The following is an 11636-nucleotide window of genomic DNA, read 5'->3' on the forward strand; positions in this document are numbered from 1 at the left end:
ACCGACCGGTCCGGCGGTCGGCCCACGGGCCGGCCGCCGCGCCGATCGTCCGGAAGGAGGGACGTCGATGAGCACGAAGGACTTCGTCGAGAAGGACTACTACAAGGTCCTCGGCGTCCCCAAGGACGCCACCGACGCCGAGATCAAGAAGGCGTACCGCAAGCTCGCCCGCGAGTTCCACCCCGACGCCAACAAGGGTGACGCCAAGGCGGAGGAGCGGTTCAAGGAGATCTCCGAGGCGAACGACGTCCTCGGCGACTCCAAGCGGCGCAAGGAGTACGACGAGGCGCGCGCCCTCTTCGGCAACGGTGGCTTCCGCGCCGGCCCCGGTGGTGCGGGCGGAAACTTCAACTTCGACCTGGGCGACCTCTTCGGCGGAGGCGCCCCGGGCGGCGGCCAGGGCGGTGCGGGCGGCGGGTTCGGCGGCGGCGGGGGCGGTCTCGGCGACGTCTTCGGCGGGCTGTTCAACCGCGGTGGCACCGGCGCCCGGGTCCAGCCGCGGCGCGGCCAGGACATCGAGTCCGAGGTGACGCTCAGCTTCACCGAGGCGGTCGACGGGGCCACGGTCCCGCTGCGGATGTCCAGCCAGGCGCCCTGCAAGGCGTGTTCGGGCACCGGCGACAAGAACGGCACCCCCAGGGTCTGCCCGACCTGTGTCGGCACCGGCCAGGTCTCGCGCGGCACCGGCGGAGGCTTCTCGCTCACCGACCCGTGCGTGGACTGCAAGGGCCGGGGTCTCATCGCCCAGGACCCCTGCGACGTCTGCCACGGCAGCGGCCGGGCGAAGTCGGCCCGCACCATGCAGGTCAGGATCCCGGCGGGCGTCTCCGACGGCCAGCGCATCCGGCTGCGCGGCAAGGGCGGCCCGGGCGAGCGCGGCGGACCGGCCGGCGATCTGTACGTCGTCGTCCACGTCGGCGCCCACCCGGTCTTCGGCCGCAAGGGCGACAACCTCACGGTCACCGTGCCCGTCACCTACCCGGAGGCGACGCTCGGCGGCGAGGTGAAGGTCCCCACCCTCGGCGGTCCGCCGGTCACCCTGAAACTGCCCGCAGGCACCCCCAACGGGCGTACGATGCGCGCCCGGGGCAAGGGCGCGGTGCGCAAGGACGGCACCCGCGGCGACCTGCTGGTCACCGTGGAGGTGGCGGTCCCCAAGGACCTCGGCCAGGAGGCCAGGGACGCGCTGGAGACCTACCGCAAGGCGACCGCGGACGAGGACCCGCGGGCGGAACTGTTCCAGGCCGCGAAGGGAGCTTGAGATGGACGGCCGTCGACGCAATCCGTACCAGCTGACCGATGACTCACCGGTGTACGTGATCTCGATCGCGGCCCAGCTCTCGGGCCTGCACCCGCAGACGCTGCGCCAGTACGACCGTCTCGGCCTGGTCTCCCCGGACCGTACGGCCGGGCGCGGCCGGCGCTATTCGGCCCGCGACATCGAGTTGCTGCGCACCGTGCAGCAGCTGTCGCAGGACGAGGGCATCAACCTGGCGGGCATCAAGCGCATCATCGAGTTGGAGAACCAGGTGGCCGCGCTCCAGCAGCGCGTCGCCGAGCTCTCGGCGGCGGTGGACGGCGCGGCGGTGGCCATGCAGCAGCGCGAGGCCCAGGTGCACGCCTCGTACCGGCGCGATCTCGTGCCGTACCAGGACGTGCAGCAGACCAGCGCGCTGGTGGTGTGGCGGCCGAAGCCGAAGCGGTCGCCGACCGAGCAGTAGAAGACCGCGGGGACCTGCGGGGCCGGGAGGGCGTTCATGACGCCTTCCCGGCCCCGCTGTCGTGCGTGCGGCGGTCGCCCGGGCGCCTCACGCACCGCCGTGACCGGCCCTCGCGATGCCGGAGCGGGCGAGGAGGGCGCCGAGATGGGTGCGGCTGGTGGCTCCGAGGCTCTGCATGAGTTTGGCGATGTGGGAGCGGCAGGTCCGGACGCTGATGCCCATCTTGCGGGCCACCACGTCGTCGACGTGGCCTTCGGCGAGGAGGCGGGCGATGCTGTGCTGGACGGCGGTGAGGGGGGTGTTGGGGAGCGCCGTCGGCAGGGGTTCGTCGAAGGGGGTCGCCGCGGCCCACAGGACGTCGTAGACGTGGATGAGGTAGCGGACGAGGGCGGGGTGCGTGATGCGCAGGGCCACGTCGCGTCGGGACGAGGTCGGGAGGTAGGCGATCCGGTCGAAGATGAAGAGGCGTTCGGGGGTCTGCTCCATGGTGCGGATCTGGAGTCCGTCGTACGGCAACCGGTCCACGTAGTGGTTCAGGGGCAGGTTGTAGCGCGCGGAGTGCTGGTAGATGTGGCGCACGGACACCCCGCGCCGAAGGGGCGGCAAGGCGTTCTTCCGGGCGCGTTCGAGGAGTTCGGCGGGGCGCTTGCTGCCCGGGTGGAGGGTCAGGATGTGCTCCCGGGTTCTGCGGCCGGCTTCTTCGAGGGACTCCTGGATCGCCGGTTTCCCGCTGACGACGGTGATCTCGGGGTGCGGCTCGCGACCGGCGATCGAGGTCAGCGGCAGGAGGGCGTCGACGAGCGCGGCCGTGGTGTCGAGGCGCTCGAAGACCTCCTGGGCGAAGGGCCTGAGCAGGCGCGTGAGCGCGGCCGACGGCGGTACGGGGCGTACCCACCGCTCGTCGTCCGGGTCCGGGTGGACCAGGCCGCGCTGGATCAGGCAGGGCGCCTCGGCGAGGTCCGTCCGGGGCAGGTGCCCTTCCCGCAGAGCCGTCGCGTAGAGGCTCATGGCGGACTCGCAGAGGCCGTGGACGGTCCCCGCTCCGTCCGTGCTTTCCGCCGTCGTGCACATGCCTCGGCCCCCCGCAGGTTTCGGTATGCCCCTCGGACGAGGCTAGTTGCCGTTCGCCGGACGCGTCGGAGCCTGCCGTGACGTCTGTTCGGCGCCCGTCGCTTCGACGATGCCCGACTCGACGAGGAGGGTGCCCAGGTGGGTGCGGCTGGTGGCTCCGAGGCTCTGCATGAGTTTGGCTATGTGGGAGCGGCAGGTGCGGACGCTGATGCCCATCTTGCGGGCCACCACGTCGTCGACGTGGCCTTCGGCGAGGAGGCGGGCGATGCTGTGCTGGACGGCGGTGACCGGGGCGCCCGGTGCGGTCGCCTGGTGGTTCTCGGCCAGGGGGACGGCCTGGGCCCAGAGGACCTCGTACACCTGGATCAGGTAGGAGACCAGGGCGGGGTGGCTGATCCGCAGGGCGGTGTTGCGGTCGGCGGAGGCCGGGATGTACGCCACGGTCCGGTCGACGATGATCAGCCGCTCAACGGTCAACTCCGTTGTGCGCACCTGGAGGTGCTGGGCCGGGACCTGGGCCAGGTAGTCCCGGACGGCGCTGCTGTAGCGGGCCGGGTGCTGGTAGATGTGCCGGATCCTGGCGCCGCGCCGGATCGCCGTGTGGGCGTTGGCCAGCGCCTCCCGCAGGGTGCTGGCCGGGCGGTCGCTGCCGGGCTGGGCCGTGAGGATCTCGTCCGTGGCCGTGGCGGTGGCTTCGTTCAGGGACGCCTGGATGGCCGGGACCCCCTCCAGCACGGTGATGGCGAGGTTGGGGTCGTCATGGGCGACGGCGGTCAGCGGGAAGAGGGTCCGGCTCAGGGCGGTCGCGAGGCGCAGGCGTTCGTCGATCTCCCGGGAGACCGGTTGCAGGAGGTTGGCCAGAGCGGCGGACGGAGGCACGGGATGCATCCACGCGTCGTCCCAGGGATCCGGGTGGAGCAGGCCGAGTTCGATGAGGCAGGGTGCGGCCGTGAGGTCGGGGCGGGCCACCCGTCCGGCGCAGAGCACGTTCGTAGAGGCGGAGTGCCGCATCGCACAGCTCGGTACTTCCGTGCGGGCGGTGATCCGTTCTGCCTTCTTCTGTGCCCATTTGGGATCCCCCTGCTTTATGCAGTGCAACAAGTGGACGGTGGCGTCAGCCTAGTTACCGGGAGAGTCTGGACCCGTCGGGGGAGCCGGGAACTCTCTCGGTGCGGCCTGGGGCGTGGCGGTGCTCTCCCCCATTGCGCAGTCACGCTTCAGGTGATCGAGGCGGAAAGGCTGGGCCGGGCGGTCAGGAATCCGCGTCCAGAATTCCCGACCGCGCTATGAGGTAACCGAGTTGAGCCCGACTGGTGCTGCCCAGGATGGCGGAGAGTTTGGCGACGTGGGCGCGACACGTGCGTACGTTCATGCCGAGGCGCCGGGCGATCGAGTCGTCCACATGACCTTCCACCAGCAGCTGCGCGATGGACCGCTGAACGCCGCTGATCCCCTTGGGGGGTGGGTCGTACTGAAGCTCGCCGAGGAGGGGCGAGGCCCGGCTCCAGAGCTGCTCGAAGACCTTGACGAGGTAGTCGATCAGCCCGGGATGGCGGAGTTCGAGAGCGACTTGGTCGTCGTTGCGTGCGGGTATGAAGGCAACGGTGCGGTCGAAGACCAGCAGCCGCTCGATGAGTTCTTCGAGCGTGCGTATCTCCACCTTGCTCTCGGCCAGACGGGCGGCATAGGCGAGGGTGCCCTGGCTGTGCCGCACGGTGTGCTGGTAGAGGGTGCGCATGGCGACGCCCCGGTCCACCACGGAGAGGGCGCGTTCGAGACCTTCGCTGAGGCGGTCCTCACCGCGGTCGCCGCCGGGTTGGACGGTGAGGACCTCGGTGCGGCACTCGGCGGTGGCGAGGTCGAGGGCGGCATTGATTCGGTGGCTGCCTTCCAGGACCGTGATGGCGTGGGTGGTGGGCGGGTCCTGGGCGCTGATGTCCATGAACGGCTCGAAGGAGTCCGCCAGTTCCACGGAACGCCGTCTGCGTTCCTGGATCTCCCGCTCGATGGGGTGCAGGCGCTGGGCCAGTGCCGCGGACGGGGCGATGGGCCGGAGCCATGTGGTGTCGTCCGGGTCGGGGTGCAGTAGCGCGAAATCCATCAGACAGGGAGCGGGCTCGACTTCCGATCGGGAGATTCGTCCGGATCGCAGTGCGCTGGCGTAGAGCCGCTTTCCCTCGTCACACAGCTCTGTGACGCCGTGAGGATGTGTCGGCTTTGTCTCTCTTGTGGCCATATCTCCACCCCCCAGGTTCCTGAACATGCAGGAACATGATGCATCGTCCCGGTGGCGTTCCCCTACCCGGTTGAGACATCGTCGTGAATGCGGGGGAGAGGAATCCACAAGTGAGGACGAAGCCGACTATGGAAAAGCGAATGCTTCGCTCGGTGCTTGCCGCCGCTTTTGTCGCGGCCCTGGGCTTTGGCGTGGCAGGCGGCGCGGCAGGGAGCTCGGCGGCACCCCGGGCCGACGAGATCAGCTGGTCCGCCGATGCCTCGGTGGCCGGCGGTGAGATCAGCTGGTCCGTGCAGGCCGCAGCAGCTGACGAGATCAGCTGGTTTGCGCCCAAGACGTCGGCGCCCGGCGAGATCAGCTGGTCCGCTCCGTCCGACACGGTCGCATGACCACGCCGCCGGACGATCGCACCTTCCGGCGCGAGATGGCAACCGCCTATCGCTCAGGGTGGCATTTCATCGATCTGCTCACGGCACTCCCCCGCCGTGGCGACTCGTTGATGGTCACCCTGTTCGGAGAGCCGATCGTCGTCGTGATGGAAGAGGACGAGGACGTCCGCGCCTATCGCTGTCTCCGACGCCCCCGTGGCGCGCCGCAGCCCGTCCGCTGCGCCGTCAGGTACGGGATGATCTTTGTGAACCTCGATCAGCGGGACCATGAGCTGATCGCGTCAGAACCCCTTTCCGCCACCCCCCGCAGTGCCTGAGCGATTCCCCCGTCGTCACCTGTCGCTCCAGGCGCTTCCCCCACACAGCGGCGCCACCGTGACCTGAACACGGTGGCGCCGTTGTGCTGTTCCCGTACGGGAGGGGATCAGGCGTTTCCGAGCGCCCGGTCGAGGGCGATCTCGATGACGATGCGCTCCGGGTTGGGCCTCGGCGTGCGCTCGTAGCGCTCCGCGTAGCGGCTCTCCGCGTCCGCGACCACCTCCGGCTCGCTGCGGATGGTCGCGCGGCCCTCCAGCGTCGCCCAGCGGGCCTTGTGCATCTGGCAGACGGCGACCCGTGCCCCTTCCGGGCCAGCGGCCAGGATGTTGGCGACCTTGCGGGTGTTCCTGCCGGTGATCACCCGTGCCACCCCGGCCTCCGGGTCGTACGTCACGCCCACCGGCACCACGTGCGGTGTGCCGTCGGGGCGGAGCGTCGTCAGCGTGCACACGTGCCGCTCGCGCCAGAACGCGAGGTACTCGGGGGTGGGGTTCCGTACGTCTGCCATGGCTGAAGCGTAGGCGTGGGGGAGTGCCGGTGCGGTGGCGGGCGGACTCGGCGGCCCGTTCACTCGGAGCGGAGGGCCGGCGTGCACTCGGATCGGAGGGCCGGCGTGCCGTATTCTTGCCTTGAGTGGAATAGACTCAACTTTGTGCACGTTGTTTCCGTCAAGGGACGAGTTCCAGCTGCGAGGAGGAGTAAGCACACGTGGACGCCGAGCTGACCAACAAGAGCCGGGACGCCATCAACGCGGCCACCGACAGGGCCGTGAAGGACGGGCACCCCGATCTCACCCCCGCACACCTGCTCCTCGCGCTGCTGAGCGGCGAGGACAACGAGAACATCACCGACCTGCTCGCCGCCGTCGAGGCCGACCAGGCCGTCGTACGGGGCGAGACCGAGCGGCTGCTCGGGGCCCTGCCCAGCGTCACCGGTTCCACCGTCGCCCCGCCGCAGCCCAACCGCGAGCTGCTGGCCGTCATCCAGGACGCGGCGCAGCGAGCCAAGGAGCTGGGCGACGAATACCTCTCCACCGAGCACCTGCTGATCGGGATCGCCGCGAAGGGCGGGCGCGCCGGTGAGATCCTCGACGGGCAGGGTGCCAGTGCCAAGAAGCTGCTGGCCGCATTCGAGACGAGCAGGGGAGGGCGCCGCGTGACCACACCCGACCCGGAGGGCCAGTACAAGGCCCTGGAGAAGTTCGGCACCGACTTCACGGCCGCCGCGCGCGAAGGCAAGCTGGACCCGGTCATCGGCCGCGACCAGGAGATCCGCCGCGTCGTGCAGGTGCTGTCGCGCCGGACGAAGAACAACCCCGTGCTCATCGGTGAGCCCGGCGTCGGCAAGACCGCCGTCGTCGAAGGGCTCGCCCAGCGCATCGTCAAGGGCGACGTCCCCGAGAGCCTGAAGAACAAGCGGCTGGTCTCCCTCGACCTCGGCGCGATGGTCGCGGGCGCGAAGTACCGCGGCGAGTTCGAGGAGCGCCTGAAGACCGTCCTGTCCGAGATCAAGGAGAGCGACGGCCAGATCATCACCTTCATCGACGAGCTGCACACCGTCGTCGGCGCCGGCGCGGGCGGCGACTCCGCCATGGACGCGGGCAACATGCTCAAGCCGATGCTGGCCCGCGGCGAGCTGCGCATGGTCGGCGCGACCACGCTGGACGAGTACCGCGAGCGCATCGAGAAGGACCCGGCCCTGGAGCGCCGCTTCCAGCAGGTGCTGGTCGCCGAGCCGTCCGTCGAGGACACCATCGCGATCCTCCGTGGCCTCAAGGGCCGTTACGAGGCCCACCACAAGGTGCAGATCGCGGACTCGGCGCTCGTCGCCGCGGCCACCCTCTCCGACCGCTACATCACCTCCCGCTTCCTCCCCGACAAGGCCATCGACCTGGTCGACGAGGCCGCCTCCCGGCTCCGTATGGAGATCGACTCCTCGCCGCTCGAGATCGACGAACTCCAGCGCTCCGTCGACCGGTTGCGCATGGAGGAGCTGGCGCTGAAGAACGAGTCGGACGCCGCCTCCAAGCAGCGCCTGGAGAAGCTGCGCCGCGACCTCGCCGACAAGGAGGAGGAGCTGCGCGGCCTCAACGCCCGCTGGGAGAAGGAGAAGCAGGGCCTCAACCGGGTCGGTGAGCTCAAGGAGCGCCTGGACGAGCTGCGCGGCCAAGCCGAACGAGCGCAACGCGACGGCGACTTCGACGCCGCCTCCAAGCTGCTGTACGGGGAGATCCCGGGCCTGGAGCGGGAGTTGGAGGAGGCCGCCGAGGCGGAGCAGGAAGCCTCCAAGGACACCATGGTCAAGGAGGAGGTCGGCCCGGACGACATCGCGGACGTCGTCGGCGCCTGGACCGGCATCCCGGCCGGGCGGCTGCTTGAGGGCGAGACCCAGAAGCTGCTGCGGATGGAGGGCGAACTCGGCAAGCGGCTGATCGGGCAGAGCGAGGCGGTGCAGGCCGTCTCCGACGCCGTACGCCGTACGCGCGCCGGGATCGCCGACCCCGACCGGCCCACCGGGTCCTTCCTCTTCCTCGGCCCCACCGGCGTCGGCAAGACCGAGCTGGCCAAGGCGCTGGCGGACTTCCTCTTCGACGACGAGCGGGCCATGATCCGCATCGACATGAGCGAGTACGGCGAGAAGCACAGCGTCGCCCGCCTGGTCGGTGCCCCGCCCGGTTACGTCGGCTACGAGGAGGGCGGCCAGCTCACCGAGGCCGTCCGCCGCCGCCCGTACAGCGTCGTCCTCCTGGACGAGGTGGAGAAGGCCCACCCCGAGGTCTTCGACATCCTGCTCCAGGTCCTCGACGACGGCCGGCTCACCGACGGCCAGGGCCGCACGGTCGACTTCCGCAACACCATCCTCGTCCTCACCTCCAACCTCGGCAGCCAGTTCCTGATGGACCCGCTGGTCAAGCCCGAGGTGAAAAAGGAGCAGGTGCTGGAGGTGGTGCGGGCCTCCTTCAAGCCGGAGTTCGTCAACCGGCTGGACGACCTGGTGGTCTTCTCGGCGCTCTCCGGCGACGAGCTGGCCCACATCGCCAAGCTCCAGGTCGACCGCCTGGCGGCCCGGCTCGCCGACCGCCGCCTCACCCTGGACGTCACCCCCGAGGCGCTGGCCTGGCTCGCGCAGGAGGGCAACGACCCGGCGTACGGGGCACGCCCGCTGCGCCGCCTCATCCAGACGGCGATCGGCGACCGGCTCGCCAAGGAGATCCTGTCGGGCGAGGTCACGGACGGTGACACGGTCCGGGTGGACCGGGCGGAGGACGGCCTGATCGTCGGCCCGGCCGCGTAAAGCACCGGCCCGGCCGCGTAAAGCACCGGCCCGGCCGCGTAAAGCACCGGCCCGGCCGCGTAAAGCACCGGCCCGGCCGCGTAAGGCAGCGGCCCGGCAGCCTGGGAGACCGCCCGTACGGCCCCTCTCCGCACCCGCCGCGTGTCAGCTTCTGGCGGATAGGGGCCGTGCGGGCTTGCCATGCCCCGCCCGCCATGGGAGAGGATGGCCGCCAACCGCACGAAGGGAAATAACGGTGAGCATCGATCCGTCCTCGATTCCTAATTTCGGGGGCCAGCCCGAACCGCAGGCGGCAGGACCGGAGGGCCCCGTCGTCCCTGACCAGGACCTCGTCAAGCAGCTCCTCGACCAGATGGAGCTCAAGTACGTCGTCGACGACGAGGGCGACCTCGCCGCGCCGTGGGAAGAGTTCCGGACGTACTTCATGTTCCGGGGCGAGGACGAGCAGCAGGTCTTCTCGGTCCGTACGTTCTACGACCGCCCGCACGCCCTCGATCTGCGTCCCGTCCTCCTGGACGCCATCGACGACTGGAACCGCCGCACCCTGTGGCCCAAGGTCTACACCCACGCCCACGAGGGCGAGGAGGGCGAGGCGGGTTCCGTCCGGCTGATCGGTGAGGCGCAGATGCTCATCGGCACCGGCGTCAGCCTGGAGCACTTCGTCTCCTCGACGGTGAGCTGGGTGCGCGCCTCCATCGAGTTCGACAAGTGGCTCGTGGAGCGCCTCGGCCTCACCCCGGCCGAGGGCAAGACGGACGCCGAGGGCACGGAGTCCGCGGGCGCCTGACCCCTCGATCCACGGCAGCGGCCCGGGAGAACGGTCACCACGACCGCCCTCCCGGGCCGCTGTCGCGTCAGAGGTGCCGGTGCAGCGTCAGAGGCGCCCGCTGCCGTGTCAGAGCCGCCGCAGCCGCTCCACCGCCTCCTCCAGCACGTCCTCGCGCTTGCAGAAGGTGAAGCGGACCTGGCTGCGGCCCGCCTCCGGGTCGTCGTAGAAGACCGAGACCGGGACGGCGGCGACCCCGCAGCGTTCCGGGAGGGCGCGGCAGAAGGCGTAGGCGTCCTCCTCGCCGAACGGGGAGATGTCGGTGGTGATGAAGTACGTCCCCTGCGGTTCGTGGACCCGGAAGCCCGCGCTCCGCAGGCCCTCCGCGAGCAGGTCCCGCCTCCGGCGCATCCCCTCGCGGAACTCCGTGAAGAACGTGTCGGGCAGGTTCAGCGCCTCCGCGATCGCGTACTGGAACGGGCCGCCGCTCACGAACGTCAGGTACTGCTTCGCCGAGCGCACCGCCGTCACCAAGGGCGCGTCGGCCGTCACCCAGCCGATCTTCCAGCCGGTGTACGAGAACGTCTTGCCGGCCGACGAGACGGAGACCGTCCGCTCGCGCATCCCGGGCAGCGCCGCGATCGGGTGGTGGGCGCCCTCGAACACGAGGTGTTCGTACACCTCGTCGGTCACCACCAGCAGGTCGTGCTCCACCGCGAGGGCCGCGATACCGCTCAGCTCCTCGGGGGTGAGGACCGCGCCGGTCGGGTTGTGCGGCGAGTTGAGGAGCAGGAGGCGGGTGCGCGGGGTGATCTTGGCGCGCAGCTCGTCCAGGTCCGGGCGGAAGGACGGGGCGCGCAGGGTGAGGGGGACGCGGACGCCGCCCGCCATGGCGATGCACGCGGCGTACGAGTCGTAGTACGGCTCGAACGCGATGACCTCGTCGCCCGGCTCCACCAGGGCGAGCAGGGCGGCGGCGATCGCCTCGGTGGCCCCGGTGGTGACCAGGACCTCGGTGTCGGGGGACCAGTCCAGGCCGTAGAAGCGCTTCTGGTGGTCGGCCACGGCGGTCCGCAGCTCCGGGATGCCGGGGCCCGGCGGGTACTGGTTGCCGTGCCCGGCGCGCAGCGCCCGCACCGCCGCCTCCCGGATCTCCTCGGGGCCGTCGGTGTCGGGAAAGCCCTGGCCGAGGTTGATCGACCCGGTCCGCGCCGCCAGCGCGGACATCTCGGCGAAGATCGTCGTGCCGAACCCGGCGAGGCGGCGGTTGAGCAGCGGTCGTCCCTGTGTCATGGGCGCCATCCTGTGCCCAAGCTCTGGAGTTGCTCAAGTCTGCTTTGGGCCGCGTGCGCCGGGGGGATCCCCCTGTCACGAAGGACACGAAGGACACGAAGGACACGAAGGACACGAAGGACACGAAGGAACAGAGGAACACAGGGGAAACCGGGAAGCGACGGGGGAACCGCGCTTCGGGGGAGAGAAAGGCGGGTGAGGGGCATGACTGTCTTCATCACGGTGCTGGTCGGTGTGGGGATCCTCTTCGTGCTGATGGTGGTCCTGGCGCGGGTGACCCGGGTCAGGAGCGGACCGTACGCGGCGCGTGCGCGGCGCCGGTCCGCCACGGGCGGTGCGGCGGCGGGCGGCGGTGGCTGGTGGGCGGGCGGTGACAGCGGCGGTGGCTCCTGCGGCTCCTCCTCCGGCCACTCGTGCGGCGGCTCGTCGTGCGGTGGTGGCGGGGGCGGCTGCGGCGGAGGCAGCTGAGCGGGCCGTGAGGCCGTCGCCGTATGCGTCGTCGTATCCGGTGCCGCAACTGTCACCGTGACCGTCACCGCCGCCGTCAC

11 protein-coding genes and 1 pseudogene are annotated in these 11636 nt (G+C 70.5%); 7 read left to right on the forward strand and 5 right to left on the reverse strand.

All coding sequences use genetic code 11. The annotated features are described in order from the left end of the window. Positions 1-67 precede the first annotated feature (67 nt). Complete coding sequence (gene dnaJ / locus GTY67_RS17850) at positions 68-1261, forward strand: molecular chaperone DnaJ (protein ID WP_093690020.1); 1194 nt, start codon at positions 68-70, stop codon at positions 1259-1261. Between the two features lies 1 nt (position 1262). Further along, positions 1263-1721 carry a helix-turn-helix domain-containing protein gene (locus GTY67_RS17855; protein WP_093690022.1) on the forward strand — a complete coding sequence of 153 codons (459 nt, stop codon included), beginning with the start codon at positions 1263-1265 and terminating at the stop codon, positions 1719-1721. A gap of 87 nt (positions 1722-1808) precedes the next feature. Here GTY67_RS17855 and GTY67_RS17860 read toward each other — a convergent pair whose 3' ends face one another. The 3 genes and pseudogenes from GTY67_RS17860 to GTY67_RS17870 form a co-directional block, all read right to left on the reverse strand. Then, positions 1809-2792 (reverse strand): LuxR C-terminal-related transcriptional regulator, encoded by a 984-nt coding sequence (locus GTY67_RS17860; RefSeq protein WP_161279318.1) that lies wholly within the window; start codon positions 2790-2792, stop codon positions 1809-1811. A gap of 42 nt (positions 2793-2834) precedes the next feature. Beyond that, positions 2835-3861, reverse strand: a pseudogene (locus GTY67_RS17865) (helix-turn-helix transcriptional regulator). Positions 3862-4044: 183 nt separating this feature from the next. Next, a complete protein-coding gene (locus GTY67_RS17870) occupies positions 4045-5055 on the reverse strand; it encodes a helix-turn-helix transcriptional regulator (protein WP_093690028.1) in 1011 nt (336 codons plus the stop codon). Between the two features lie 101 nt (positions 5056-5156). Between GTY67_RS17870 and GTY67_RS17875 the strand changes: the two genes are divergently transcribed. Both GTY67_RS17875 and GTY67_RS17880 read left to right on the forward strand, forming a co-directional pair. Beyond that, positions 5157-5417 carry a hypothetical protein gene (locus GTY67_RS17875; RefSeq protein WP_107439766.1) on the forward strand — a complete coding sequence of 87 codons (261 nt, stop codon included), beginning with the start codon at positions 5157-5159 and terminating at the stop codon, positions 5415-5417. After that, positions 5414-5734, forward strand: a complete 321-nt coding sequence (locus GTY67_RS17880; RefSeq protein ID WP_015609572.1) for a hypothetical protein — start codon at positions 5414-5416, stop codon at positions 5732-5734. The genes GTY67_RS17875 and GTY67_RS17880 overlap by 4 nt, the downstream gene beginning before the upstream one ends. Before the next feature lie 107 nt (positions 5735-5841). On the opposite strand, the gene GTY67_RS17885 is transcribed toward GTY67_RS17880, so the two are convergent. After that, entirely contained in the window at positions 5842-6243 is a 402-nt protein-coding gene (locus GTY67_RS17885) for a TIGR03618 family F420-dependent PPOX class oxidoreductase (RefSeq protein ID WP_093690032.1), read from the reverse strand. Between the two features lie 200 nt (positions 6244-6443). On the opposite strand from GTY67_RS17885, the gene clpB reads away from it, so the two are divergent. Together clpB and GTY67_RS17895 are read left to right on the forward strand one after the other, a co-directional pair. Continuing rightward, entirely contained in the window at positions 6444-9029 is a 2586-nt protein-coding gene (gene clpB / locus GTY67_RS17890) for an ATP-dependent chaperone ClpB (RefSeq protein WP_093690034.1), read from the forward strand. A 235-nt stretch (positions 9030-9264) separates the two neighbouring features. Next, a complete protein-coding gene (locus tag GTY67_RS17895) occupies positions 9265-9816 on the forward strand; it encodes a YbjN domain-containing protein (RefSeq protein WP_093690036.1) in 552 nt (183 codons plus the stop codon). A 108-nt stretch (positions 9817-9924) separates the two neighbouring features. On the opposite strand, the gene GTY67_RS17900 is transcribed toward GTY67_RS17895, so the two are convergent. Continuing rightward, the gene (locus tag GTY67_RS17900) at positions 9925-11088 is read right to left on the reverse strand and encodes a pyridoxal phosphate-dependent aminotransferase (protein WP_093690038.1); all 1164 of its coding nucleotides are present in this window, start codon (positions 11086-11088) and stop codon (positions 9925-9927) included. 204 nt (positions 11089-11292) lie between these two features. Between GTY67_RS17900 and GTY67_RS17910 the strand changes: the two genes are divergently transcribed. Further along, positions 11293-11556, forward strand: a complete 264-nt coding sequence (locus GTY67_RS17910) for a hypothetical protein (protein ID WP_161279319.1) — start codon at positions 11293-11295, stop codon at positions 11554-11556. Positions 11557-11636 lie beyond the last annotated feature (80 nt).

The sequence above is a fragment of the Streptomyces sp. SID8374 genome, assembly GCF_009865135.1.
GTDB lineage: Bacteria > Actinomycetota > Actinomycetes > Streptomycetales > Streptomycetaceae > Streptomyces.

Coding starts and splice junctions, on each gene's coding strand:
- dnaJ (WP_093690020.1), top strand. CDS start 68: ATGAGCACGAAGGACTTCGTCGAGAAGGACTACTACAAGGTCCTCGGC.
- GTY67_RS17855 (WP_093690022.1), top strand. CDS start 1,263: ATGGACGGCCGTCGACGCAATCCGTACCAGCTGACCGATGACTCACCG.
- GTY67_RS17860 (WP_161279318.1), bottom strand. CDS start 2,792: ATGTGCACGACGGCGGAAAGCACGGACGGAGCGGGGACCGTCCACGGC.
- GTY67_RS17870 (WP_093690028.1), bottom strand. CDS start 5,055: ATGTTCAGGAACCTGGGGGGTGGAGATATGGCCACAAGAGAGACAAAG.
- GTY67_RS17875 (WP_107439766.1), top strand. CDS start 5,157: ATGGAAAAGCGAATGCTTCGCTCGGTGCTTGCCGCCGCTTTTGTCGCG.
- GTY67_RS17880 (WP_015609572.1), top strand. CDS start 5,414: ATGACCACGCCGCCGGACGATCGCACCTTCCGGCGCGAGATGGCAACC.
- GTY67_RS17885 (WP_093690032.1), bottom strand. CDS start 6,243: ATGGCAGACGTACGGAACCCCACCCCCGAGTACCTCGCGTTCTGGCGC.
- GTY67_RS17900 (WP_093690038.1), bottom strand. CDS start 11,088: ATGACACAGGGACGACCGCTGCTCAACCGCCGCCTCGCCGGGTTCGGC.
- GTY67_RS17910 (WP_161279319.1), top strand. CDS start 11,293: ATGACTGTCTTCATCACGGTGCTGGTCGGTGTGGGGATCCTCTTCGTG.